Annotated in this window: 24 protein-coding genes; 15 read left to right on the forward strand and 9 right to left on the reverse strand. The window is 69.1% G+C overall.

All coding sequences use genetic code 11. The annotated features are described in order from the left end of the window. Positions 1-29: 29 nt before the first annotated feature. The 10 genes from VFQ64_RS05655 (at position 30) to VFQ64_RS05700 (ending at position 12,009) form a co-directional block, all read left to right on the forward strand. Positions 30-1,559 (forward strand): CoA-acylating methylmalonate-semialdehyde dehydrogenase, encoded by a 1,530-nt coding sequence (locus VFQ64_RS05655; protein WP_325102331.1) that lies wholly within the window; start codon positions 30-32, stop codon positions 1,557-1,559. A gap of 215 nt (positions 1,560-1,774) precedes the next feature. Next, positions 1,775-4,828 (forward strand): DEAD/DEAH box helicase, encoded by a 3,054-nt coding sequence (locus tag VFQ64_RS05660; RefSeq protein ID WP_325102449.1) that lies wholly within the window; start codon positions 1,775-1,777, stop codon positions 4,826-4,828. Positions 4,829-4,862: 34 nt separating this feature from the next. Continuing rightward, a complete protein-coding gene (locus VFQ64_RS05665; RefSeq protein WP_325102332.1) occupies positions 4,863-5,294 on the forward strand; it encodes a hypothetical protein in 432 nt (143 codons plus the stop codon). Then, positions 5,291-6,436, forward strand: coding sequence for an acyl-CoA dehydrogenase family protein (locus VFQ64_RS05670; RefSeq protein ID WP_325102333.1), 1,146 nt, complete (start codon positions 5,291-5,293; stop codon positions 6,434-6,436). The genes VFQ64_RS05665 and VFQ64_RS05670 overlap by 4 nt, the downstream gene beginning before the upstream one ends. Further along, positions 6,433-7,473, forward strand: coding sequence for an enoyl-CoA hydratase/isomerase family protein (locus VFQ64_RS05675; protein ID WP_325102334.1), 1,041 nt, complete (start codon positions 6,433-6,435; stop codon positions 7,471-7,473). Before VFQ64_RS05670 ends, VFQ64_RS05675 begins: the two co-directional genes overlap by 4 nt. After that, complete coding sequence (locus VFQ64_RS05680; RefSeq protein WP_325102335.1) at positions 7,470-8,243, forward strand: enoyl-CoA hydratase; 774 nt, start codon at positions 7,470-7,472, stop codon at positions 8,241-8,243. Before VFQ64_RS05675 ends, VFQ64_RS05680 begins: the two co-directional genes overlap by 4 nt. 3 nt (positions 8,244-8,246) lie before the next feature. Next, positions 8,247-8,531: a hypothetical protein gene (locus VFQ64_RS05685; RefSeq protein ID WP_325102336.1), complete on the forward strand. Its 285-nt coding sequence runs from the start codon at positions 8,247-8,249 to the stop codon at positions 8,529-8,531. 3 nt (positions 8,532-8,534) lie between these two features. Then, positions 8,535-9,410, forward strand: a complete 876-nt coding sequence (gene mmsB / locus VFQ64_RS05690; protein ID WP_325102337.1) for a 3-hydroxyisobutyrate dehydrogenase — start codon at positions 8,535-8,537, stop codon at positions 9,408-9,410. 61 nt (positions 9,411-9,471) lie between these two features. Then, on the forward strand, positions 9,472-10,587 hold the full coding sequence (locus VFQ64_RS05695) for an NAD(P)-dependent alcohol dehydrogenase (RefSeq protein ID WP_325102338.1): 1,116 nt from the start codon (positions 9,472-9,474) through the stop codon (positions 10,585-10,587). Positions 10,588-10,653: 66 nt separating this feature from the next. Next, on the forward strand, positions 10,654-12,009 hold the full coding sequence (locus VFQ64_RS05700) for an MFS transporter (protein ID WP_325102339.1): 1,356 nt from the start codon (positions 10,654-10,656) through the stop codon (positions 12,007-12,009). 123 nt (positions 12,010-12,132) lie between these two features. Here VFQ64_RS05700 and VFQ64_RS05705 read toward each other — a convergent pair whose 3' ends face one another. Then, a complete protein-coding gene (locus VFQ64_RS05705) occupies positions 12,133-13,293 on the reverse strand; it encodes an MBL fold metallo-hydrolase (RefSeq protein WP_325102340.1) in 1,161 nt (386 codons plus the stop codon). Positions 13,294-13,459: 166 nt separating this feature from the next. Between VFQ64_RS05705 and VFQ64_RS05710 the strand changes: the two genes are divergently transcribed. After that, positions 13,460-15,040: an amidase gene (locus tag VFQ64_RS05710; RefSeq protein ID WP_325102341.1), complete on the forward strand. Its 1,581-nt coding sequence runs from the start codon at positions 13,460-13,462 to the stop codon at positions 15,038-15,040. 117 nt (positions 15,041-15,157) lie between these two features. Here VFQ64_RS05710 and VFQ64_RS05715 read toward each other — a convergent pair whose 3' ends face one another. Both VFQ64_RS05715 and VFQ64_RS05720 read right to left on the reverse strand, forming a co-directional pair. Next, the gene (locus VFQ64_RS05715) at positions 15,158-15,550 is read right to left on the reverse strand and encodes a DUF4345 domain-containing protein (protein WP_325102342.1); all 393 of its coding nucleotides are present in this window, start codon (positions 15,548-15,550) and stop codon (positions 15,158-15,160) included. Further along, complete coding sequence (locus VFQ64_RS05720) at positions 15,550-15,999, reverse strand: DUF2721 domain-containing protein (RefSeq protein WP_325102450.1); 450 nt, start codon at positions 15,997-15,999, stop codon at positions 15,550-15,552. Before VFQ64_RS05720 ends, VFQ64_RS05715 begins: the two co-directional genes overlap by 1 nt. An 83-nt stretch (positions 16,000-16,082) precedes the next feature. On the opposite strand from VFQ64_RS05720, the gene VFQ64_RS05725 reads away from it, so the two are divergent. Beyond that, the gene (locus VFQ64_RS05725) at positions 16,083-17,162 is read left to right on the forward strand and encodes a GNAT family N-acetyltransferase (protein WP_325102343.1); all 1,080 of its coding nucleotides are present in this window, start codon (positions 16,083-16,085) and stop codon (positions 17,160-17,162) included. Between the two features lie 22 nt (positions 17,163-17,184). Here the strand turns inward: VFQ64_RS05725 and trmB are convergent, their stop codons facing one another. Continuing rightward, positions 17,185-17,865, reverse strand: a complete 681-nt coding sequence (gene trmB, locus VFQ64_RS05730) for a tRNA (guanosine(46)-N7)-methyltransferase TrmB (RefSeq protein WP_325102344.1) — start codon at positions 17,863-17,865, stop codon at positions 17,185-17,187. Positions 17,866-17,918: 53 nt separating this feature from the next. On the opposite strand from trmB, the gene VFQ64_RS05735 reads away from it, so the two are divergent. Next, positions 17,919-18,596: a phosphatase PAP2 family protein gene (locus VFQ64_RS05735; protein ID WP_325102345.1), complete on the forward strand. Its 678-nt coding sequence runs from the start codon at positions 17,919-17,921 to the stop codon at positions 18,594-18,596. A 24-nt stretch (positions 18,597-18,620) separates the two neighbouring features. On the opposite strand, the gene pth is transcribed toward VFQ64_RS05735, so the two are convergent. The 5 genes from pth to VFQ64_RS05760 all read right to left on the reverse strand — a co-directional run bounded on the left by pth (position 18,621) and on the right by VFQ64_RS05760 (position 21,648). Then, the gene (pth, locus tag VFQ64_RS05740) at positions 18,621-19,190 is read right to left on the reverse strand and encodes an aminoacyl-tRNA hydrolase (protein ID WP_325102346.1); all 570 of its coding nucleotides are present in this window, start codon (positions 19,188-19,190) and stop codon (positions 18,621-18,623) included. A 71-nt stretch (positions 19,191-19,261) separates the two neighbouring features. Then, the gene (locus VFQ64_RS05745) at positions 19,262-19,954 is read right to left on the reverse strand and encodes a 50S ribosomal protein L25/general stress protein Ctc (protein WP_325102347.1); all 693 of its coding nucleotides are present in this window, start codon (positions 19,952-19,954) and stop codon (positions 19,262-19,264) included. A gap of 146 nt (positions 19,955-20,100) precedes the next feature. Further along, positions 20,101-21,009, reverse strand: a complete 909-nt coding sequence (locus tag VFQ64_RS05750) for a TraB/GumN family protein (RefSeq protein WP_325102348.1) — start codon at positions 21,007-21,009, stop codon at positions 20,101-20,103. A gap of 40 nt (positions 21,010-21,049) precedes the next feature. After that, the gene (locus tag VFQ64_RS05755; protein WP_325102349.1) at positions 21,050-21,451 is read right to left on the reverse strand and encodes a hypothetical protein; all 402 of its coding nucleotides are present in this window, start codon (positions 21,449-21,451) and stop codon (positions 21,050-21,052) included. Continuing rightward, the gene (locus tag VFQ64_RS05760) at positions 21,451-21,648 is read right to left on the reverse strand and encodes a helix-turn-helix transcriptional regulator (RefSeq protein ID WP_325102350.1); all 198 of its coding nucleotides are present in this window, start codon (positions 21,646-21,648) and stop codon (positions 21,451-21,453) included. Before VFQ64_RS05760 ends, VFQ64_RS05755 begins: the two co-directional genes overlap by 1 nt. A 114-nt stretch (positions 21,649-21,762) precedes the next feature. Between VFQ64_RS05760 and VFQ64_RS05765 the strand changes: the two genes are divergently transcribed. Both VFQ64_RS05765 and glyS read left to right on the forward strand, forming a co-directional pair. Continuing rightward, complete coding sequence (locus VFQ64_RS05765; protein ID WP_414712872.1) at positions 21,763-22,692, forward strand: glycine--tRNA ligase subunit alpha; 930 nt, start codon at positions 21,763-21,765, stop codon at positions 22,690-22,692. Continuing rightward, on the forward strand, positions 22,689-25,109 hold the full coding sequence (glyS, locus tag VFQ64_RS05770; RefSeq protein WP_325102351.1) for a glycine--tRNA ligase subunit beta: 2,421 nt from the start codon (positions 22,689-22,691) through the stop codon (positions 25,107-25,109). The genes VFQ64_RS05765 and glyS overlap by 4 nt, the downstream gene beginning before the upstream one ends. The last annotated feature ends 131 nt before the right edge of the window (positions 25,110-25,240 follow it).

Here is a 25,240-nt window from a genome sequence, read left to right on the forward strand (position 1 = left end):
GCTTCGCTCTGCTGTGGCAAAGGGCCGCCATGCGCACGATAGATCATTTCATCGTCGGCGGGGCCGGCGGCTCCCCCACCCGTTCGTCGGACATCTTCGACCCCAACACCGGCCAGGTGCAGGCGACGGTCGGGCTCGGCGGCCGGGCGGAGCTCGACCTGGCCGTCGCGGCGGCGCTGAAGGCGCAACCAAGCTGGGCGGCCACCAACCCCCAGCGCCGGGCGCGCGTGATGTTCCGGTTCAAGGAGCTGGTCGAGGCGAACATGGACGCACTCGCCCACCTGCTGTCGTCCGAGCACGGCAAGGTGATCGCCGACTCCAAGGGCGACATCCAGCGCGGGCTGGAGGTGATCGAGTTCGCCTGCGGCATTCCGCATGTGCTCAAGGGCGAATACACCCACGGCGCCGGCCCCGGCATCGACGTGTACTCGATGCGCACCCCGCTCGGGATCGGTGCCGGCATTACGCCGTTCAACTTTCCCGCGATGATCCCGATGTGGATGTTCGGCGTCGCCGTCGCCTGCGGCAACGCGTTTATCCTCAAGCCGTCCGAGCGCGATCCCAGCGTACCGGTGCGCCTCGCCGAGCTGATGCGCGAGGCGGGCGCGCCCGAGGGCATCCTGCAGGTGGTGCATGGCGACAAGGAAATGGTCGACGCCATCCTCGACCATCCCGCCATCGCGGCGATCAGTTTCGTCGGCAGCAGCGACATCGCGCACTATGTCTATCGGCGCGGCGTCGACGCGGGTAAGCGCGTGCAGGCGATGGGCGGGGCGAAGAACCACGGCATCGTGATGCCCGACGCCGATCTCGACCAGGTGGTGGCGGACCTCAGCGGCGCGGCGTTCGGCTCGGCCGGCGAACGCTGCATGGCGTTGCCGGTGGTGGTGCCGGTCGGCGACAAGACCGCGGACGCGCTGCGCGAGAAGATGATCCCCGCGATGGCAGCGTTGCGGGTGGGCGTCAGCACCGATGCGGACGCGCATTACGGCCCGGTGGTCAACGCCGCGCACAAGCAACGGGTGGAGAACTGGATCCAGACCGGCGTCGACGAGGGCGCGGAGCTGGTGGTCGATGGCCGCGGCTTCGAGTTGCAGGGGCATGAGCAGGGCTTCTTCATCGGCCCGTCGCTGTTTGACCGGGTCACGCCGCAGATGCAGAGCTACAAGGAGGAGATCTTCGGTCCGGTGCTGCAGATCGTCCGCGCGCCCGACTTCGAGACCGCCGTGCGGCTGCCGACCGAGCACCAATATGGCAACGGCGTTGCGATCTTCACCCGCAATGGCCACGCCGCGCGCGAGTTCGCCGCTAGGGTCGAGGTCGGCATGGTCGGCATCAACGTGCCGATCCCGGTGCCCGTAGCGTATCACAGCTTCGGCGGCTGGAAGCGCTCGGCCTTCGGCGACACGAACCAGCACGGCATGGAGGGCGTGCGGTTCTGGACCCGCACCAAGACCGTGACCCAGCGCTGGCCCGACGGCTCCGCACTGCCGCGCGGGTCAGAGGACGGTGGACCGTCGCGGGTACAGGACGCGTTCGTCATACCCACCATGGGGTAGTCATTCCCCTCCCGCTCGCGGGAGGGACTACGCGAGGGGGTGTCCGTCCGAAAGGGTCGGGTGACAAGCCCCCCGCCCAGCCCCTCCCGCAAGCGGGAGGGGAGCGACCGGGAACGCCGCCCGCGTCCCCTCGTTCAGCTTCCGAGAGGGAGTTTCACAACTTGTCGAATACCGAACGCGCGCCGGTCGGCGCGGTGGCTGCGCGTGCGGCGGAGATGCTCGATACGCAGGACGTGTTCCTCGTCCTCGTCGACGAGCAGCGGGCGGAGGCGGTGACCGCCGCGCTCAGCGCAGCCGCCCCGGCGGCGCGCGTGGTCCACCTGCCCTCGAGCGACGCTTTGCCCGGCGATGCCAGCCCGGCCTCGCCCGCCAATCTCGGTCGCCGCGTGGCGGCGCTCCACGCGGTGTTCGTCGCCCGGCAGCAAGATGCGCGGGTGGCGCTCGTCACCACGGTCGAAGCGGCGGCGCGGCTGCAGGCGCCGCCGGCCAGCTATGACATCGTGCTGCCCGCCGTGACGGTGGGCGAGCCGCTCGACGCCGCGGAATTCGGTGAGACGCTGATCGGGATCGGTTACATCGCCGACGACCGCGTCGACGAGCCCGGCGAGATGGCGGTGCGCGGCGCCACCATCGACATCTTCCCGGCCGACAGCGGCTGCCCGGCGCGGATCGAGATCGCGGACGGCCGGGTCGCCGCGATCCGCCGCTACGATGCCGCGACGCAGCTCGGCACCGAAAATATCGAGCGGCTTGAGGTCGGCCGCATCCACGAGCCGGAACTCGGCGCGGGCGTGCCGCTGTTCGACCATCTGCCCGATGCGCGCGTGCTGCTCGACCTCGACATCGACGGCCGCCGCGACCGCTTCGTCGCGTTGGCCAGGGACGCGGGAGGGCGCGAGCCGGTGCTCGATGCGAAAGCATGGGACAAGGCGCTGAAGGGCCGTTCGGTCGCCTTGTTGGAGGCCGAGGGCGAGCCGATCCCGCGCTTCGTCGAGCAGCGCAACTCCGCCCGCGCCTTCGCCCGCTTCGCGACGCCGCTCCTCGAGGCGGGCGAGCGGGTGGTGCTGGTCGGCGGCGAACGTGACCTGCGCTTCCTGCGCACCCGCGCCGGCGCGACGCTGAAGCGCGAGGTCGAGACCGTCGATAGCTGGGCCGCCGCCCGCGCTGCGCCTGCCGGCGCCCTGCTGGCGCTGGTGATGCCGGCCGAAGCCGGGTGGCGAATGCCCGGGCTGGTCGCGGTCGCCGCCGCCGACCTGATCGGCAGCCGCGCGGTCACCGATCCGAGCGGCGCGTCGGCGGACCCCTTCGCCGCGCACGCGACGGAGATCCGTCTCGGCGATGTAGTGGTGCACGAGGATTTCGGCATCGGCGTCGTCGCCGGGCTGGAGGAACTGGAAGAGGGTGACGCGATCGCGCTGACCTATGCGGGCGACAATCGCCGGCTGGTGCCGGTCGCGGAGGCCGACCGCGTCTGGCGCTATGGCGCGGATGCCGACGCGGTGACGCTGGACAAGCTCGACGGCTCGTCCTGGCAGAAACGGCGGGGCGCGATCGACGCCGCGATCGCGGAAAGTGCGAAGGAGCTGACGCGCCTCGCCGCCGAGCGCGACGGGCGCGAAGCCGTGAAACTCGAGCCCCAATCCTCCGCCTATGAGCGGTTCGCTGCCGGCTTCCCCTTCACCGAAACGACCGATCAGGCGCGCGCCATCGCCGCCGTCCGGGCGGACCTCGCATCGGGCAAGCCGATGGACCGGCTGGTGATCGGCGATGTCGGCTACGGCAAGACCGAGGTCGCCTTGCGCGCCGCGGCGCTGGCGGCGCTGGCCGGCGCGCAGGTGGTGGTGGCCGCGCCCACCACCGTGCTGGTGCGCCAGCATATCGAGACCTTCCGCCGCCGCTTTGAGGGCACCGGCGTCGAGGTCGCGGGCCTGTCCAGGCTGGCGGACGCGGCCGAGAAGAAGCGCGTCAAGGCCGGGGTTGCGGACGGCTCGATCGGCGTCGTCATCGGCACCGCCGCGGTGGCGACGGCGGAATACCGGAACCTGGCACTGGTGGTGATCGACGAGGAGCAGCGGTTCGGTGCTGCGGACAAAGCCAAGCTGCGCGCGCTCGGCGGGGATGCGACACACGCGCTGTCGCTGTCCGCCACGCCGATCCCGCGGACGCTGCAGACTGCGCTGGTCGGCCTGCAGCAGCTGTCGATCATCGCTACGCCGCCGGCGCGCCGTCAGCCGATCCGCACCGCCATCGCCGAGTGGGACGAGGTGACGGTCCGCACTGCGCTGCGCCGCGAGGCGGGGCGCAAGGGCCAGAGCTTCGTCGTCGTCAGCCGCATCGAGGACATGGCAGCGATGGCCAAGCGGCTGCACAAGCTCGTCCCCGAGCTCAAGCTCGTCGAGGCGCACGGCAAGATGCCCGTCGGCGAAATCGACGAGGCCATGGTGGCGTTCGCGAACGGGGAGGGCGACGTGCTGCTGGCGACCAACATCATCGAGGCTGGGCTCGACGTGCCGCGTGCCAACACGATGATCGTCTGGCGCGCGGACCGCTTCGGGCTCTCGCAACTGCACCAGCTGCGTGGCCGGGTCGGACGCGGCAGCCGGCGCGGGCAGGTGCTGCTGCTGACCGATCCCGCGCATCCGATCGCCGACGCGACGGTCAAGCGGCTGAAGACGCTGGAGGCGTTCGACCGGCTAGGCGCGGGCTTCGCCATCGCCGCACGCGATCTCGACATGCGCGGTGCCGGTGACCTGATCGGCGACGAGCAGGCCGGGCACATGAAGCTGATCGGCGTCGACCTTTACCAGTATCTGCTCGAAGCCGGCCTGCGCGTCGCACGCGGCGAGCCGGTCGATCGCTGGACGCCGCAGCTCAACCTCGGCGCGGCCGGCCGCTGGCCCGCAGACTGGGTGCCCGAGGAGGAGGCGCGCATCACCCTCTACGCGCGTCTCGCCCGCATCGCCGATCAAGCCGCGCTCGACGCCTTCACCGCCGAACTGGAGGACCGGTTTAGCCAGCCTCCGCCGGAGGCACGGGCGCTGCTCGACCAGGCCGCGATCCGGCTGGCGGCGCAGGACGCCCGCATCGAGCGCATCGACGCCGGTCCCGCCGCGATCGCGCTGACCCCGCGCAGGGACTTCGCCGGCGATGCGGTCGCGGCCGGGCTGGTCGAGAAGAACGGGCGGTTGCTGCTGGCCGAGCGGATCGAGGACCCCGCCGCCCGGCTCGCCCGATTGACTGAGGTGCTGGATCACCTCGGCGGCGGTTGACCTGGCAAGAAGGGAGAGGCAGCAGGGCGCGGCTATGACAGCACCTCCCCCGATCGACCGCGCCGGGCGAGCCGGCAGCGTGCCGCGGCCTGCGTTCGAGGTCCGGTACGACGCAGTCGCCCGGCGGCTGCGGTGGACGATGCGCGGCTTCTGGACGATGCGAGAGGTCGCCGGGCTGGGCGCGGCGATGCAGGACGCGCTCGCCCCGCTGGGGCCACCGCCGCATCGCTTCGACGGCCTGTGCGATTCGCGCGACTTTCCCGTCCAGTCGGCGGAGGTCAGCAACGCGCTCGGACTGATCGACAAGGCCGGCAGCGCGATGCGCCAGGGCCGGGTGGCGATCGTGGTGGGCAGCATGATCAACAAGCTGCAGGCGGAACGCACGCTGACCTCGCCGGACGTCCGGGTGTTCCTGACGATGGAGGACGCGGAGGCGTGGCTGAACCAGGACAGGCACTCGGAATGACGACCCAATTCGACCTCACTGACGACCAGCGCGAGATCCAGGCGCTGGCGCAGCGTTTCACCACCGATCGCATCACCCCCTTCGCGGCCGAGTGGGACGAGAAGCATCACTATCCCGTCGACGTCTGGAAGGCGGCGGGCGAGCTCGGTTTCGGCGCGATCTACATCGCCGAGGAGTCGGGCGGCATCGCGCTGGGACGGCTGGAGGCGGCGCTGATCATGGAGGCGATGGCCTATGGCTGCCCGGCGACCAGCGCCTTCATCTCGATCCACAACATGGCGACATGGATGATCGATCGCTACGGCGACCAGGCGCTCAGGGACCGGTTCCTGCCGAGCCTCGTGACGATGGAAAAGATCGGCAGCTACTGCCTGACCGAACCCGGCTCCGGCTCCGACGCCGCCGCGCTCAAGGCGACCGCGAAGCGGGATGGCGATCATTATGTGCTCAACGGCACCAAGCAGTTCATCTCCGGCGCGGGCTATAACGACGTCTATGTCTGCATGGTGCGGACCGGCGAGGAGAAGTCGAAGGGCATCACCTGCATCGTCGTCGAGGACGGCACACCGGGGCTGAGCTTCGGCGCGCCCGAGAAGAAGCTCGGCTGGAACGCGTCGCCGACCGCGCAGGTGATCTTCGAGGACTGCCGTGTGCCGGTGGCCAACCGCGTCGGCGCGGAGGGCGAGGGGTTCCGCATCGCGATGGCGGGGCTCGACGGCGGCCGGCTCAACATCGGCGCCTGTTCGCTCGGCGGGGCGCAGCGGTGCCTGGACGAGTCGATCAAATATACCAAGGAGCGCCAGCAGTTCGGCCAGCCCGTGGCGGATTTCCAGAACACGCAATTCACGCTGGCGGACATGGCGACGGACCTGGAGGCGGCGCGCGCGCTGCTCTACCTCGCCGCCGCCAAGGTGACCGCGAACAGCCCCGACAAGTCGCGCTTCTCGGCGATGGCGAAGCGGCTGGCGACCGACAACGGCTCGAGCATCGTCGACCGGGCGCTGCAGTTGCACGGCGGTTATGGCTATCTCAAGGACTATCCGATCGAACGCTTCTGGCGCGACCTGCGGGTGCACTCGATCCTGGAGGGCACCAACCAGGTCATGCGGATGATCGTCGGGCGGGAGCTGACGCGGCAGTGAGCGAAGTCTTGATCGAGCGTAACGGGCCGGTGGCACGGCTGCGGCTGAACCGCCCCAAGCAGCTCCACGCGCTCAACACCGCGATGTGTGAGGCGATGCTCGCGGCACTTGCCGAGTGGCGCACCGACGACGCCGTCCGCGCGATCCTGATCGACCATGCAGACGGTCGCGGCTTCTGCGCGGGCGGCGACATCCGGATGCTCGCCGCCAGCGGTGCCGCGGACGGGGTGGCGGCGCGGGCGTTCTTCCACACCGAATACCGGCTCGACCACGCGCTGTTCACCTGTGCGAAGCCGACGGTCGCGTTCATGGACGGGGTGACGATGGGCGGCGGCGTCGGGCTGAGCCTGCCGTGCCGGTACCGCGTCGCGACCGAGAACACGCGGTTGGCGATGCCGGAGACCGGGATCGGCCTGTTCCCCGATGTCGGCGGCGGCTGGTATCTGTCGCGGCTGTCGGGGCGGATGGGGCAGTTCCTCGCGCTGACCGGGCATCGGCTGGGCGGCGCGGAGTGCGTGAAGCTGGGGCTTGCCACCCACTACATCCCTTCGGCCGAGCTGGCCGCGCTCAAGGCGGCCATCACCGCGCAGCCTGATGCGATCGCCGCGCTGCTGGCTGACAAGGCCGAGGTGCCGGAGGAGGGCGCTATCTTGCGGCACGCCGATGCGATCGATCGGCTCTTCGACTCCGACAAGCTGGAGGATGTATTCGCTGCGCTGGAGGCCGAGGACAGCGACTTCGCACGAGCGACGCTCGCGACGCTGCGCACCAAGTCGCCGCAGACGATGAAGGTCAGCCTCAAGCTGCTGCTCGACGGCGCCACCATGCCGACCTTCGAGGACGAGATGCGGCAGGAATATGCGGTTGGCGCTCGCGTCGTCCAGCGCCACGACTTCATCGAAGGGGTGCGCGCCGTGATCGTGGATAAGGACAACGCGCCCCGCTGGGATCCGGCGACGCCGGAGGGGGTCAGCGACCACCTGATCGACCAGATCTTCGCGCCCCTACCCGACGGCGAAGCATGGAGCCCCGCATGACGTACGAAACCATCCTGGTCGAGCAACGCGGCGGGGTGACGCTGGTGACCCTCAACCGGCCGCAGGCGCTGAACGCACTCAACAATCAGGTTCTAGGTGAGCTGGTCGCGGCGATGCAGGCGTTCGACGCCGACGCGACGCAGGGCTGCGCGGTGCTGACCGGCTCCGAAAAGGCGTTCGCCGCCGGCGCGGACATCAAGGAGATGCAGCCGCAATCGTTCGGCGAGATGTACGGCGGCAACTACTTCGCCGGTTGGGAGCAGTTCACGCTCACCCGCAAGCCGATCATCGCCGCGGTCGCCGGCTTCGCGCTCGGCGGCGGGTGCGAGCTGGCGATGATGTGCGACTTCATCCTCGCCGCCGACACCGCCAAGTTCGGTCAACCGGAGATCAAGCTCGGCGTCGCCCCCGGCATGGGCGGCTCGCAGCGCCTGACCCGCGCGGTCGGGAAGGCCAAGGCGATGGAGATGTGCCTAACCGGTCGCTTCATGGACGCCGCTGAAGCCGAGCGGTCGGGCCTTGTCAGCCGCATCGTTCCCGCCGTCGAGCTGGTTGACGAGGCGGTCAAGGTCGCGACCCAGATCGCCGGCATGGCCCCGCTCGCGGTCAAGGCCAACAAGGAGATGGTCGATGCTGCCTACGAGACGATGCTCTCCCAAGGCATCCGCTTCGAACGCCGCCTGTTCCACGGCCTGTTCGGCACCGACGACCAGAAGGAAGGCATGGCCGCGTTCGTGGAGAAGCGAGCGGGGATATGGAAGGGACGTTGACCCGTGGGCTTGTTCCTCTTCATTCCGCTGGCGCTGCTAATCTTCGCCGTTGCCATTATTTTAGGCCTTCGCCCACTCCCGATCTCACTGGGGGTGCCGGCAGCTCTGTCGATGGGCCTCTGGCTTGCTGCCTTAGTCGCACTTTTTATCAACGACGGTCAGTGGCGCTTCGGCGTATTCGGACATGTTGTTGCCCGATACTGGTTGCCCATGCTGCTGTTTTCGCTGACGTTCGCTGGGCTCGGCGTTGCAGTCCGCCGCTTATTTTCGCTCGTTTTCAGTAGGTAGATAATGGCACGCGTCGCATTCATCGGGCTGGGCAACATGGGCGGCGGCATGGCCGCGAACCTCGCCAAGGCTGGCCACGACGTCCGCGCCTTCGACCTCTCCGAAGACGCGCTCGCGCGCGCCGAGGGCGCCGGCTGCCTGCGCAGCGCCGACGCGGTGAGCGCGGTCGAGGGCGCGGAAGCGGTGGTGACGATGCTGCCCGCCGGCACGCATGTCGAGCAGGTCTATGCCTCGATGCTTCCGGCCTGCGCGCCCGGCGCGGTGCTGATAGACTGCTCAACTATAGACGTGGCCACAGCCAAGCGCGTCGCGCAGCAGGCGATCGGGGCGGGCTTCATGGCGGTCGATGCCCCCGTTTCAGGCGGCATCGCGGCGGCGGCGGCGGGCACACTGACTTTCATGGTCGGCGGCCCGGAAGACGCGTTCGCGCGCGCCGAGTCGTATCTCTCGGCGATGGGCAAGGCGGTAATCCGCGCCGGCCAATCCGGCGCGGGGCAGGCGGCGAAGATCTGCAACAACATGATCCTCGGCGCGACGATGGTCGCAACCTGCGAGGCGTTCCTGCTGGCCGAGAAGCTTGGGCTCGACGCGCAGGCCTTCTACGACATCGCCAGCGTGTCGTCGGGGCAGAGCTGGAGCATGACGAGCTACTGCCCGGTGCCCGACGTCGGCCCCGACACCCCCGCCGACCGCGATTACGAGGGCGGCTTCGCGGCCGCGCTGATGCTCAAGGACCTGCGCCTCGCCATGCAGGCCGCCAGCGACGCGCGCGCGCAGACCCCTATGGGTGCCAAGGCGGCAGGCTTGTACGAGACGATGGTGGCGCAGGGCGAGGGCGCCAAGGACTTTTCGGGCATCATCAATCAGTTGAAGCCGTAACCGGGAACGGCACGGGATGTGAAGGGTTGCCTCAAGCATCGCCTCCACCGGAGCCTGCCCCATGATCGACGCCCTCGGCTACGCCGCCAAGCACAGCTTTTCGCGCCTGAAGCCGCTGGAGTTCCAGCGCGAACCGGCCGGCGCGGGAGAGGTCGAGATCGCGGTGCTGTTCTGCGGCGTGTGCCATTCCGACGTTCACCAGGTGAAGAACGAGTGGTCGAACACCGTCTACCCCTGCATGCCCGGACACGAGATCGTCGGCCGCGTCACCCGCGCCGGCGACCGGGTGACCAGGTTCAAGACCGGCGACCTGGTCGGCGTCGGCTGCATGATCGACAGCTGCCGCAGCTGCCCGTCGTGCCAAGCCGGCGACGAGCAATATTGCGAGGGGCCGAACAGCTGGCTCGCGACCTATAACGGCCCGATGCTGCCAGCCTCCAAGGCGACCACGGGCGAGAACATCTACGGCCACGACAACACCTTTGGCGGCTATTCGGACGTGCTGGTGGTGCGTGAGGAGTTCGTCGTCCGCATTCCGGACGGGCTCGACCCCGCCGCCGCCGCGCCGATCCAGTGCGCGGGCGTCACCACCTGGTCGCCGATGAAGCATTGGGGCGTCACCGCCGGTAGCAAGGTCGGCGTGATCGGCTTGGGCGGGCTCGGCCATATGGCGGTGAAGCTCGCCCGCGCGCTGGGCGCGGAGGTGACGGTGTTCACCCGCTCGCCGGACAAGGAGGGCGCGGCCCAGGCGATGGGCGCGACGCATGTGGAGCTGGAGAAGGACGCCAAGTCGCAGTTGGAGAAGATGGCGGCGACTGCCGGCCGCTTCGACCTGATCCTGTCGACAGTGCCCGAAAAGCACGACATCAACCCGTTCGTGGTGCTGCTGAAGCGCGACGCCGCGCTGGTGATCGTCGGCGCGCTGGAGCCGATGGCGCCAGTCGACAACCAGCAGATCGCGTTTCACCGCCGCAGCGTCGCCGGCTCGCTGATCGGCTCGATCGCGGAGCAGCAGGAGGTGCTCGAGTTCTGCGCCGAGCACGGCATCGCGCCCGACATCGAGATCATCCCGATCCAGGAGATCAACACCGCATTCAAGAAGATCGAGTCGGGCGACGTCCGCTTCCGCTACGTCATCGACATGGCGTCGCTGGCTCGGGAGAAGACGGAGGCCTGAGGGGCGGCCGACGGAACGCTTGCCCGCCCCGCCACCCGCGCTAACAACGCGAGCAGGGGAGAAGACATGACCGCCGCCGCACAACCATCGCCCGGGCAGATTCGCCAGGTCATCACCGCCTCGTCGCTCGGCACCGTGTTCGAATGGTACGACTTCTTCATCTGGGGAACGCTGACCGCGTCCGGCATCCTCCAGCGCAGCTTCTTCCCGCCCGGCGACGAATTGCTGGCGACGCTGCTCGCCTGGGCGACCTTCGCGGTCGGCTTCGCGTTCCGCCCGCTCGGTGCGATCGTGTTCGGCTATCTCGGCGACAAGCTCGGGCGTAAATACACCTTCCTCGTCACCATCACGCTGATGGGCGTCGCCACGGCCGGCATCGGGCTGGTGCCCTCCTATGCGACGATCGGCACGGCCGCGCCGGTCACGATCATCCTGCTCCGCATCGCGCAGGGGCTGGCGCTGGGCGGCGAATATGGCGGAGCCGCGATCTATGTCGCGGAGCATTCGCCCGCGCGGAAGAGCGGCTTCTACACCAGCTTCATCCAGGCGAGCGTCGTCGGCGGCTTCATCCTCAGCCTCGCGGTGGTGCTGTTCTTCAAGGGGCTGGTGAGCGGCGAGGCTTGGATCGCCTGGGGGTGGCGGCTGCCCTTCCTGTTCTCGATCCTGCTGCTCGCCGTCTCGTTGTGGATGCGCTTCAAGCTGGCGGAAAGCCCTGTTTTCAAGGCGATGAAGGCCGAAGGTGAGACGGCGGGCAATCCCTTCGTCGAAAGCTTCACCTATCCCGGCAATCTGAAGCGGCTGTTCGTGGCGCTGTTCGGGATCGGTGCGGGGCTGACCGTGATCTTCTACACCGCCATGTTCTCCGCACTTGCCTTCATGCAGGGCCCACTGCGGATCGACGAGACCACCGCGCAGGTGATCGCCGCTGCTGGCGCGTTCGCCGGGCTGCCCTTCTACTTCTGGACGGGCGCCTGGTCCGACCGCGTCGGCCGCAGGAAGCCGATCCTCATCGGCTATGCGCTGACGCTGGTGCTGCTCTTCCCGCTGTTCTGGCTGATGGGCTGGGCGGGCGCGGGCGCCGCCGCGCCGGGGTTCGTGCCTGACGCCGGTAAGATCGGGCTGATCCTCGTGGCGATCGTGGGGCTGATGGCGCTGTCGGGCCTCACCTACGGCTCGGTCGCGGCGCTGCTGGCGGAGATGTTCCCAGCCCGCATCCGCTACAGCTCGATGTCGATCCCCTATCACTTCGGCACCGGCTATTTCGGCGGCTTCCTGCCGCTGATCAGCGCCTATGTCGTGTCGCGCACCGGCGATCCCTATTCGGGGCTGTGGTATACCTGGGCGGTGGTGCTGATGGCGCTGGTGGTGACCTGGTGGGGGCTGGAGGAGCCGGCGCGGGAGGGGGCGAGGGCCGGCGGCTGACGTTCGGCGCCGGCAATATAGACCCTCCCCGGCGAACGCCGGGGCCCAGTTTGCGGTGCTCCGTCGAAGCTCGGTCCTCGTTCCCGGCGCGGCCGGCTGGGCCCCGGCTTCCGCCAGGGAAGGTCAGGGCAGCGCCCGCACCGCCTCACCCTTGAGGCAAGCGTCGAGCTTGCCCGTATCCACCGGCGCAGGTGCCGCCACGGGCACCTCGAACGTCTCCCCGATCCCCTTGGCCGCGAACCGCGCCGGATCGGCGCCGGTGCAGCGCATCAGCAGGTCGAGCATCCTGGGCGGCGTATCCCAGCCCTCGTACGACAGCCGGAACGTCCCCCAATGGATCGGCAGCGCGGTCGCGGCACCCAGCCCGGCGAACACCCGCACCGCGTCGGCCGGCCCGATATGGCTGCCCGTCGTCATCTGCCCCGGCACGAAGCGGAACGCGCCGATCGGGATGATCGCGAACCGCACCGGCCCCAGCGCCGCCGCTTCGGCGGGCCAGCGACCGTCGCCTAGTCCCGTGTCCCCCGCGAAATAGAGGTTGCCGCCGGGCAGCGTCACTGTGAAGCTCGACCACAGCGCCCGGTTGCGATCGGTGAACCAGCGGCTGCCCCAATGGTGGTTGCGGGTGACGTGCACCTCGACGCCGGGCCGAACCGCGACGCGTCCGCCCCAGTCGATCGCCGTCGCCTGCGCGCCGGTCTGGCCGATGACGCTGTCGTTGCCCAGGCTGGTGACGATCAGCGGTTTGTCACGCGCCCACAGGCGCTTGAGCGTCGGCTTGTCCAGATGGTCGTAATGGTTGTGGCTGAGCAGCACGAGGTCGATCTTGGGCAGGTCGTCGAACCGCACCCCCGGCGCCGCCACCCGCTTTGGCCCGCGCCCGAACGGCCCGGTGCGGTCGCTCCATACCGGATCGGTGAGGATGTTGAGGCCGTTGGTCTGCACCAGCACGGTCGCATGGCCGATCCAGGTCACCACCATCCGCTCGCCCTCGACCCGCGCCGCCGGCTTGCTAGGCGTCACGGAAACCGTCGAGGGCCAGGCCGGGCGGCCGTCGCCCCGGGTCAGCATGTTCCAGAAGAACCCGGCGCGGCTGCCGCCGGTCGGCGGGCGCACGGTGTCGTCGACGCCGGGGTTGAAGAACCGCTCGCCATCGAAATGGTCGCTCGCGTCCCCGCGATAATAGATGCGGTCGAGGAAGCGCGGCACGATCGTCACCGCCAGCCCGAGCACGATCAAGAGCAGCAGCACGATTCCGCCTAGGATCTTGAGCGCGGTGGTCATCGGGCGGAGTGAAGCAGCATGGATGAAGTCTAACGCGGCGCTTGTGCGAACGGTTCAGACCGAGGCCGCTTTGATCGAAGTTAATCTGTCCCGCCCGAGGCTTGTCCCCCCGCGCGCCCTCGCGCAAGCTGCGCGGCAAGCCGCCTCCACCGAAAGCACCCCCCCCATGCGTCGCTTCCTGCTCGCTCTTGCCCTCACCACCCCCGTCCCAGCCGCCGTTCAGGCCCGCACAGTCGCGGTGGAGGAGAAGTCGATCGACGATCTCCAGGCGCTGATGGCGTCCGGCAAGGCGTCCAGCGTCGATCTCGTCCGCGCGTACCTGAAGCGCATTGCGGCGATGGACCGCAAGGGGCCGACGCTGCGCAGCGTGATCGTCACCAACCCCGACGTGATCGCCCAGGCCAAGGCGCTCGACGCGGAGCGGAAGGCGGGCAGGGTGCGCGGCCCGCTCCACGGTGTGCCCATCCTCATCAAGGACAATGTCGAGACCGCCGACCGCATGGCGACCACCGCCGGCAGCCTGGCGCTCGCCCGCAACTACACGGGCCGCGACGCTCCGGTGGTGGCGGAGCTGCGCCGCGCCGGCGCGGTGATCCTGGGCAAGACCAATCTGAGCGAATGGGCCAACATCCGCTCCAGCCGGTCGATGAGCGGGTGGAGCGCGCTCGGTGGGCTGGTCCGCAACCCCTATGCGCTCGATCGCACCGCCTGTGGCTCGTCGTCGGGCTCCGGCGCGGCGGTGGCGGCGAGCTTCGCGGCCGGGGCGGTGGGAACGGAGACCGACGGCTCGGTCGTCTGCCCCGCCTCGATCAACGGCCTGGTCGGGCTCAAGCCGACGATCGGTCTGGTCAGCCGCACCCATGTCGTGCCGATCAGCCACTCGCAGGACACGCCCGGGCCGATGACGCGCTCGGTCCGCGATGCGGCGGCGATGCTGTCGGCGATGGTCACCGTCGACCCGGCCGACCCGAGCACCGCGGGAGCTGCGGCGTACAAGAAGGATTACGTCGCCGGCCTTTCGGCCAGCGCGCTCTCGGGACTGCGCGTCGCGGTACTGCGCCCCGCGATGTCGCCGGATCTGACGGCCGCTTATGCCGGCGCGCTCGACGTGCTGCGCGCGGCTGGCGCGGAGCTGGTGGAGGCGGAGATGCCGCGTCCCGACGGCGTCGGCGCGGCCGAGTTCACCGTCCTCAAGACCGAGCTCAAGGCCGATCTCGACGCCTATCTCGCGACCACCCCGCCGGCGGTAACGACGCGGACGCTGGAGCAGGTGATCGCCTTCAACAAGGCGAACGCGGCGGCCGAGATGCCCTATTTCGGGCAGGAAACCTTCGAGGATGCGCTCAAGACCAAGGGTCTGCGCGACCCCGATTATCTCGCCGCCCGCGCCAGGTCGCTCAAGGGCGCCGGCGAGGCGATCGACGGCGTCCTCGCCAGGGCGCGCGCGACCGTCATCGTCGCACCCAGCTACGGCGCCGCCTGGCCGAGCGACCCCGTGCATGGCGACCAGTATGACGGCCCCAGCTCGTCGGGCCTGCCCGCCATCGCCGGCTATCCCAACCTGACCGTGCCGATGGGGCTGGTGCGCGGCCTGCCCGTGGGGATCAGCTTCATCGCCACGAAGTACGGCGACGCGACGGTGCTCGGCGCGGGTTATGCGTATGAACAGCGCGCCCGCGCCCGGGTGGCGCCCCGCTATCTGCCGACGGCGGACGCGGGGCCGGGGATGGACGGCGTACGGCGGTAACGGCGCGCGGCGAGGGCTCCCCGCACCTCGCACGCGATCCCGAGCGTGCGCCCGGTCCTACGGCCGGGAGGTTCACCGTGTTTCGCGCGCCGGAAGCCAGGGGCCTCGCCGCCGGCTTTAGCGCTGGCGTGCCCGGCGTTCTACCGACCACTGCCACGCCATCAGCAGCGGCACGACGCCCAGCTCCATCGCCAGCCCGAACACATGCCCGTTCGACGGCACTCCCACCGTCACCAGCGACAGAAACCGCGCGGATCCGCCCGCGACCACCATCGCCCCGAGCAGCCGAAAGCGCGCGCCCTTGCGCTCGATCGCCGGGATGCAGGTCACGAACGCCACGCCCAGCGCGAAGAAGATGCCCGACACGTACCGGAAATGGCTGTCGAGATCGACCGGCACCGCCTCGACCCCGCGCAGGAAGCCGGGCCCGAACAGCACCGACCGACCGCCGGTCGACAGCGGCACCAGACAGGCGATGGCGACGACGATCTGCAACAGGCGTTTTTCCATCAGTCGAGCAACTCCGGCCGGATGTGGATCGCGCGCAGCGACACGCGCACCTCGACGAGAAACGCCACCAGCGCCGCGATCAGCAGCAGCATGGCGAGAATGAAGCACAGCGCCACCACCGTGCCGAGATGCAGCTTCGCCAGTTCCGCGACGAACAGCAGCGCCACCACCATGCAGGTCATCACCGCGCTCGCCACCGCGAGGAACAGTGCGGCGTTGATGACGGAGATCCGCCGGTCGAGCAGCCGCAGCTCCCACACGTGGCGCTCGTGCTCGGGCCCGGTCGAGGCGGGGTGTAGCTGCTCCAGCGCGCGCGCGCGGTCCACCACCCGCGACATGCGGCCGGCAAGCACGTTGAGCAGCGAGCCGATGCCGGCCAGCATGAACACCGGCGACAGCGACAGCTGGATGGTCTGGGCGATGGTGGAGACGGCGGGAAGGGTGAACACGGCGATCGTTATGGCCGCCGAGGGGCGCTTCGTCACCCCGTCCAGGTAGCGCTTCGGTAACGCGCGCGGCGTACAGCCCGGACATGACCGCGCCTCTTCCGCTCGCCGCTTTCGACCGCCTGCCGCCGGTGGCGCGCGCCGAGGTGGTGGAAGGGCTCGACTCGCGCCTCGACACTGTCGCCGGGCGCGCTGCGGAAGGACATCGCTTCCTCCGCTGCGGCTGGTTCGCAGCCGCGCTGACCGCCTATGGTGGCGAGGCGCGGACGCTGGTGGCGAGCGAGGATGAGGTGGCGGTGCTGGCATTGCCCTTCGTCGGCATCGGCCCGGCGGCGCTCAAACTGGCGACGATCCCGGGCAGCTATTGGCCATTTCGCGGCTTCCCGCTCGCGCTCGGCGCGGGCGAGCCGGCGCTCAAGCTCGCGCTGGCGGCGCTTGCCCGGCAGGTGCGGGGCCTCCGCGTCGGCCCGATCCCGGACGGCGACGCCGCCGCGGAGCCGCTGCTCGTCGCCGCCCGGGCGGCAGGCTGGACGGTCATCGACCGCGCGGTGGCGCGGAGCTGGCGGTTCGACCTGACCGACCCGGAATGGCCGCGCAGCTCGACGCTCAAGAAGAACCGCTTTTTCGAAAAGCACCTCGCCGGCCACGGCGTACTCGACTGGCGCTTCCTGGACGCCGCCGACTGGCCGGACGGGTTCGATCTGCTGGCGAAGGTCGAGGAAGCGAGCTGGATCGCCGCCGACACCGACGGCCGGGACGCGAAGTTCACGGCAGGCGGTCACGGAGCGTTCTGGCGCGCCGCGGTCGCCGACCCGGTGCTGGCGCAATGCTTCCACGCGGCGCTGCTCACCGTCGATGGCGCGCCGGCCGCCTTCTCCTTCGACATGGATGTCGGCACCGAACGCTACGCCATCGCCAACAGCTATCGCCCCGACATCGCCAAGCACTCGCCCGGGCGCCTGCTCCACTATCGCAACCTCGCTCGCGCCCGCGACGCCGGTGTCCGCTCCGTCGACTGGGGTGCCGGCGACAGCGGCTACAAGCGTACGCTGGGCGCGGTCGAGGGCCCGATGCTGCGCGACTGGCTGCTGCTCAGGCCGGGCCTGCCGGCGCTGGCGGGAAGCATGCTGGCGCGCTGGTGGCGGCAGTCGGGCGCAAAGGAATAGCGCCGCTCAGCGAACCGCGAACTCACCCCCGCACATAGCGGAAATACCACACCTCCCGCCCATGCCGCCGCGCCTTGCGCTCGTAGCGCGTCTCCGGCCAGTCCGCCGGGCGCTCCAGGAAATCCGCCGCACACTCCGCCGTCCAGCGGAAATCGCGCCGCTGTCCCATCACCATCATGGCCCAGCGGCAATAGGTCGGATCGTCGGTGCCGAGCCGGAACTCGCCACCCGCCTTCAGCTTGGCCGCGATCACATCGAGCGGTCCGTGGTTGACCATCCGCCGCTTGGCGTGCCGCGCCTTGGGCCAGGGATCGGGGTGGAGCAGGTACACGCGCTCCAGGCTCACATCGGGCAGCCGCTCGATCACGTCCAGCGCATCGCCCATATGCAGCCGCACATTGGCGAGCCCTGCGTCCCTGACATGCCCCAGCGCCTGGACGACGCCGTTGAGGAACGGCTCGCAGCCGATGAAGCCGGTGTCGGGCCGCGCCGCCGCCTGCGCTGCCAGATGCTCGCCGCCGCCGAAGCCGATCTCGACCTGCATCGGCCGCGCGGTCCCGAACAGCGTCGCCGCGTCCAGCGGTCCGGTTTCAGGCACACTGACCGCCGGCAGCATCTCCTCGACCAGCGTCGCCTGGCCGGCGCGCAGCTTGTGGCCTTTGCTTCGGCCATACAGCCGGCGGATGGTGGCGGGATCGTTCATCGCACCAGGCCATAGCCGGGGACACAACCCGCCCGCCACCCGTTCGACATCGCATGAGCACGCCCAAGACCAGCAAGCACAAAGCCGCCAAGCCCAGGGACGCCAAGCCGAAGGCCAAAGCCAAGGATGGTGCGGTGAAGAAGGCGGCCAGCAAGATCGCCAAGGTCGACCGCGAGGTGACCCACACGATGGCGCAAGGCCGCGACACTCCGCTGATGAAGGCGGTCGCCTTCCTCAGCGAGGCCGCCGACCAGCCGCCGCTGATCGCGGCATCGCTCGGCACATTCGCGATCGGGCTGGCGACCAGACGGGCGGACCTTGCGCGCGGCGGCGCGCGGATGCTGCTGTCGCACCTGCTCGCCACCGCCGCCAAGAACGCGATCAAGCACCGGATCGACCGTACCCGGCCCGCCGCCGCGCTGGAGCAGGGGCATGGCAAGTTCGAACCTGGCCATACCCATGACCATGACGAGAACAGTTTTCCTTCCGGCCACACCGCCGGCGCGGTCGCGGTGGCGCTCGCCGCGAGCCACGATATCGAGGGCGCTGCCCTCCCGGCCGCGCTCGCCACCGCCGGTGTAGCGGCGGCGCAGGCGCCGACCGGACATCACTACCTAACTGACGTGATCGTCGGCGGCGCGATCGGCTGGGCGGTGGAGTCCGTCGTCTCCAACGTGTTCGATCGCTTCGAGCCCAAGGTCGAAGCGGCGATCAGGGAAACGGCAAGCTGATCCTCCCCGTGAACGGGAAGGATTTCACGGCTGCAAGCGCAACGCCACATCATTCATGAACCGTACGTCGTCGCCGTCCGCCAGCCACCCCGCTTCGGCCGCGACCGCGCCGAGCATGTCCGCCAGCGCCTCCATCTCCGCCTTGGCGAAATTGCCGAGCACATGCCCGGTCACCCGGTCCTTGTGTCCGGGATGGCCGATGCCCAACCGTACCCGGCGGAATTCCGGCCCCAGATGCTGGATCGCGGAACGGATGCCGTTATGCCCGGCAGCACCGCCGCCGGTGCGCACCTTGACCTTGAACGGCGCCAGGTCGAGCTCGTCATAGAAGACGGTGAGCGCGTGCGGCTCCAGCTTGTAGAAGCGCAGCGCCTCGCCCAGCGCGCGGCCGCTGTCGTTCATGAAGGTCGCGGGCTTGAGCAGCAGCACGCGTGAGCCGCCGATCCTGCCCTCCTGCGTCCAGCCGGAGAACTGCTTCTTGACCGGGCCGAAGCCGTGCACCGCCGCGATCGCGTCGGCGGCCATGAACCCGACATTGTGCCGGTGCATCGCATATTGCGGCCCCGGATTGCCCAGGCCTGCCCAGATCTGCATCGGCTCAGCTCCAACGAAAAGGGGCAGGGAAGCTCTCGCCACCCTGCCCCCATCAGCAACGGAAGAGGTCTTTAAGCCTCCGGCGCCTCGCGGCCCTCGGCGCCGGTCGGATTGCCCAGCGTGTCCTGGTCGGCCTCGCCCTCACCCGACGGCGTCTCGCTGACGCCGACGCCGGCTTCGGCATCCGCCGCCTCGTCGGCCGCGGTCGGCACCGTCGGCGGCACGATCGTGGCGATCGCAAAGTCGCGGTCGTCAATCGCCGGCTTGGCGCCTGCAGGCAGCGCCACGTCCGAGATGTGGATCGAATCACCCACGACCCGGCCCTTGAGGCTGATCGTCAGCTCGCTCGGGATGTTCGACGCATCGACCACCAGCTCGATCTCGTGACGCGTGACGTTGAGCACGCCGCCCGCCTCCAAGCCTTCGCACTCCTCCTGGTCGACGAACAGGATCGGCACGGCGACAGTGACGGTGGTGTGCTCGGAGATGCGCAGGAAATCGACATGGACCGGCCGGTCGGTGACGACGTCGAAGGCGACATCCTTGGGCAGCGTGCGAACGCCGCCGACCATCACCACGGTATTCATGAAGTGCCCGGTCGCGAGCGCGCGCGAGAGCGCCTTTTCCTCGAGGTGGACGGAGGCCGGAGCCTGGTTCTGGCCATAGATCACGGCGGGGACGCGGCCTTGACGGCGCAGCGCACGGGAGGCTCCCTTGCCAACCCGGTCGCGCGCCTCGGCTGCGAGCGTCAACTGGTCGCTCATTGCAGTATTCCTTAGCTTACGAGGTGCATATCCGACCGCTCCTCCAGGGATGTAGCAGGGTCGGAAGCGGGCGCGTGTAGCGGGGCGTTGCCAATTTGGCAACTTCGGTGCGCGCAGCCCTCTCCCGCCCTTGCGGGCTCAGGCGATCAATATTTCACCCGCACCGCCCTGACGCCAGCCTTGCCCAGCATCGCCTGCACCGATGTCGCGCCCGCCAGATGCCCGGCGCCGACCGCGACGAACACCGTTCCCGGCCGTGCCATCCGCGCCTTCAGCCACTGGGCCCAACGCGCGTTGCGGTCCGTTAGCAGCACCTTGCCGACCTCGGGCGACTTCTTGAGCGAATCGTTCATCTGCACCGCAAGCCCGTCCGGGTTGCCGCGGCTCCACAGATCGACCATCTTGCCCATCTCCGCGCCCGCCTTGGGCAGCTCGTCGACGGTCGAGAGCAGGAACTGCATCTGCGCGGGCTTCGATAGCCCGTCGAAGAAGCCGATCTGCTGCTCGGTCGTCTCCAGCGCCGTCACCGTCTTGCCGCTCGCCGCCGCGGCCTTGGCGAGGACCGTCTCCGGCCCGTTCTCGGGCAGATAGCCGAGCTTCTGGATCGGGGTCAGGCTGGCGATCAGCGCCGCCAGCCACGGGTCCATCCGGTCGTACGCCGCCTGTGGCAGCCCCGCCTCGCCCAGCGCCTTGGCGACGGCGGCGCGCTTGGCGGCGGGCAGCTGCTCGGTCAGGGTCGGGCCGGTGGGGTTGATCCCGCGCGACACCATCAGCTGCTGCTGCGCGGCCGCGTCGCCCTGCACGATCTCGAACACCACCGTGTCCGACCGGTCGAACGCCGCCTTCACCGCCTCGTCGAACCAGGTCAGGCCGGGCTTGAGCATGTGGATCGTGCCGAACAGGTACACCGTGGTGTCGGCGTCCTTGATCACCCACAACGCCGGGTCGGCATCACCAGCGGCGACCTTGGCGGCGGGGGTGGAAGGCTGCGCGCAGGCGGGCAGCGCCAGGCCGAGCGCGAGGGCGGACAGGCTGATCTTCACGAGCATTCTCATCTTGTATCCCCGGATTTGGAACTGTGGCGGCGAACCGCGCCTAACGAAAGCGTTTCCAGGCGAAGACGCCCAGCACCACGGTCATGACGATCAGGAAGACGCCGAGATCGGCATGCGGGACCGGCCGCCCGAGCACCTCAGCGCCGAATTGCAGCGTGAACAGCAGCAGATACGCGCACATGCCGGCATAGCAGCTCCACAGGTTCGCATCGCGCTCCTGTTCGTCGACGGTACGGATGTAGATCGCCGTGCCGTAGACGAAGCCCCACAGCGCCATCGCCCCGCCGCACAGGATGCCGGCCCAGCGCAGCCACGCCTGGTCCGCCATCAGCCCGCCCGCGATCGCCAGCGCGCCGACGCCGGTGAACACCGGCGACCAGATCCAGAACGCCCGACGCCGATGCGCGACATCGCGCGCCCTTTCCCGCCACGTCTCGGTCATCACCGTTCCTCCTCCCAGAATATGTCCTGCACGGGCTGATCGAACAGGCGGGCGATGCGGAACGCGAGCGGCAGCGACGGGTCGTATTTGCCCGTCTCGATCTGGTTCACCGCCTGGCGGGACACGAGCAACCGCTCGGCCAGCTCCGCCTGGCTCCAGTTGCGCTCGGCGCGCAGTACCTTCAGCCTGTTGTTCACCTGACATCCTTGCCTGACATTCTGTCAGCGAAACCTGACTAGACGAGTCGCAGCGCCATGTCAAGCACCCCTGACACAATGTCGTACTCGCCTGACCAGCCGCCGCGCTTGACCATGCAGGCGCGCATCGGCCAAAGCGCAGCCGTGACCCGACCGCTCTCCTTCCAGCGCATGATCCTGACGCTGCATGACTATTGGAGCGACCACGGCTGCCTGATCCTGCAGCCCTATGACATGGAGATGGGCGCGGGGACGTTCCACACCGCCACCACACTGCGCGCGCTGGGGCCGGAGCCGTGGAACGCCGCCTTCGTTCAGCCCTGCCGCCGCCCGACCGACGGCCGCTATGGCGAGAACCCCAACCGGCTCCAGCATTACTACCAGTATCAGGTGATCCTGAAGCCCAGCCCGCCCGATCTGCAGGAGCTGTACCTCGGCAGCCTCGCCGCGATCGGCATCGATTTCACGATGCACGACATCCGCTTCGTCGAGGACGATTGGGAATCGCCGACGCTCGGCGCCTGGGGCCTTGGCTGGGAGGTGTGGTGCGACGGCATGGAGGTGACGCAGTTCACCTATTTCCAGCAGATGGGCGGCTTCGAATGCAAGCCCGTCGCCGGCGAGCTCACCTACGGGCTCGAGCGGCTGGCGATGTACATTCAGAACGTCGACAGCGTGTATGATCTCAGCTTCAACGACGCCGGCGTGACGTACGGCGATGTCTTCCACGCGAACGAGGTCGAGATGTCGACCTGGAACTTCGAGGTCGCCGACACCGACAGCCTGTTCGACCAGTTCCGCAAGCACGTCGCGGAATCGGAGAACTGCCTGACGCGCGACAAGCCGCTGCCGATCCCCGCCTACGAACAGGCGATCAAGGCCAGCCACATCTTCAACCTCCTCCAGGCGAGGGGCGTCATCTCGGTGGCCGAGCGCCAGGCCTATATCGGCCGCGTCCGCGATCTCGCAAAAGGCGCGTGCGCCGCCTGGATCGCGAAGAAGACGCCTGACTGGCAGCGACTGCATCCGGGCTGGTCGGTATGACCGACTTCCTGCTCGAACTCCGCTCGGAGGAGATCCCCGCGCGGATGCAGGCCAAGGCGCGCGATGACCTCGCCCGCCTGTTCGCGGCCGAGCTGGCCAAAGCGGGGCTGACCGCGACCGAGACCGTCACCTACGCCACCCCCCGCCGCCTGGCGCTGATCGCACGCGGGCTGCCCGACTCCACCGCCGCCGTCAGCGAAGAGGTCAAGGGCCCACGCAGCTCCGCGCCCCCGCAGGCGTTGGAGGGCTTTCTGCGCAAGACCGGTCTCACGCGCGAGGACCTGACCGAACGCGACGGCGTGTTCTTCGCGGTCACGCAGAAGCCCGGCCGCGCCACCGCGGAGGTGCTCGCCGAGGCCATTCCGGCGGTGATCCGCGCCTTTCCCTGGCCCAAGTCGATGCGCTGGGGCGACGCGTCGGCCTCGACCGACAGCTTGCGCTGGGTGCGCCCGCTGCAGGGCATCGTCGCGCTGTTCGGCGAGGATGTGGTGCCGGTCGAGATCGCGGGGGTCGTCTCGGGCGCGGCGACGCTCGGCCATCGCTTCCACCATCCCGGCCCGATCACGATCGGCTCGGCCGCCGATTATGTCGAGAAGCTGCGGCTCTGCCACGTCATCGTCGACCAGGACGAACGCGCCGCCCTGATCCGCGACCGCGCGCATGCACTTGCCGCCGAAGCGGGGCTGGCGCTGGTCGCGGACGAGGGCCTGGTCGCGGAGAATGCCGGCCTCACCGAATGGCCGGTGCCGCTGCTCGGCCGCTTCGACGAAGCGTTCCTCAGCGTGCCACCCGAAGTCATCCAGCTCACCGCCCGCGTGAACCAGAAATACTTCGTCCTCTCTCCCCTCCCTGGAAGGGAGGGGCCGGGGGTGGGTCCTGAGACTCATGACGGCGCGGCCAAGGACCTACCCACCCCCAGCCCCTCCCTTCCAGGGAGGGGAGGACTGGCCTCCGCCTTCCTCTGTACCGCCAACATCGACGCGGCCGACGGCGGTGTCCGCATCGTCGAAGGCAACCGCAAGGTCCTCGCCGCCCGCCTATCCGACGCGCGCTTCTTCTACGAGCAGGACCTCAAGGTGCCGCTGGAGGAGCAGGCGAAGAAGCTCGACCGCATCGTCTTCCACGAGAAGCTCGGGACGGTGGCCGACAAGGTCGAGCGCGTCGCGAAGCTCGCCCGCTGGCTGGTCGAGGAGGGGATCATATCCTCCCCACAGAGTGGGGAGGGGGACCATGCGCAGCATGGTGGAGGGGTGGTGCCTCATAGGTCACCGTTTGCCGCGCCGCCCTCCCACCACTCGGCTACGCCGAGCGGTCCCCCTCCCCTTACAGGGGAGGATTTGGCCGCCCTCGCCGAACGCGCGGCGCGGCTGTGCAAGGCGGACCTCGTCACCGGCATGGTGGCCGAGTTCCCCGAGCTCCAGGGCGTCATGGGCGGCTACTACGCCCAAGCTCAGGGCGAAGACCCCCGCGTCGCCGACGCCATCCGCGATCACTACAAGCCGGTCGGGCAGGGCGACGACGTGCCCACCGCGCCGGTGACGGTGGCGGTGAGCTTGGCGGACAAGCTGGACACGCTCTCAGCCTTCTTCTGGATCTCTGAGAAGCCGACAGGCTCACGGGACCCGTTTGCGCTACGGCGAGCCGCGTTGGGGTGCGCAGCCATACTAGTCGACAATGGCATCCGGCTTGCGCTCGAACAAATTGCAGCCCTCGCCATCGGTTCCCTCGAGGCCAATCCACGGCTGCGAGTGACTGGTGAGATCGGCGATGCGGAAAGTGTGGCTGAACACCTGATTGAGTTTATGGCTGAGCGCATCAGAGTTCAGCGAAAGGAAGCCGGTCTCAGGCACGACTTATGGAATGCTGTTTATACGCTCGGGGCCGACTACAAGCCCGTCGATGACGACCTCGTCCGTCTCCTCGCCCGCGTCCGCGCGCTGCAGGCGTTCGTGGGCACGGAGGACGGCGCCAACCTGCTCACCGGCTACCGCCGCGCGGCGAACATCCTGAAGAAGGAGGGCTATGACAGCCCCACCCCCAACCGTCACCCCGGCCTTGAGCCGGGGTCCCCCTTCTCCTCTCCGCAAGAAGGCAGCGGGACCCCGGGTCAAGCCCGGGGCGACGAACAGCTGTCCTCCCCCCAGATTCCGCTGTCCTACACGCCGGAACCCCCCGAAAAGGCCCTCCACGCCGCGCTCGACTCCGCCGAGCCGGCCGCGGCCGACGCGGTCCGCGAAGAGGATTTCGGCGCCGCCATGGCCGCGCTGGCATCGCTCCGCGCGCCGATCGACCAGTTCTTTGAAGCGGTGACCGTCAACGACCCCGCGCCCGAAAAGCGCGCATCGCGGCTGCGGCTGCTCGCCCGCGTACGCGATGCGGTCCATACCGTCGCCGACTTCTCGAAGATCGAGGGCTGAGCGCGATGCGTTTAACCCTCAACTTTCCCTCAACTTCCGAATGCGACCCCTGCGCATCCCAACGCGTTTGACCCTAAACTTCCCCTCAACTTCCGCGCACCTCATCGCGCCAACCCGCTGAGAAGGGCCGA

The organism is Sphingomonas sp. (genome assembly GCF_035714405.1).
GTDB lineage: Bacteria > Pseudomonadota > Alphaproteobacteria > Sphingomonadales > Sphingomonadaceae > Sphingomonas.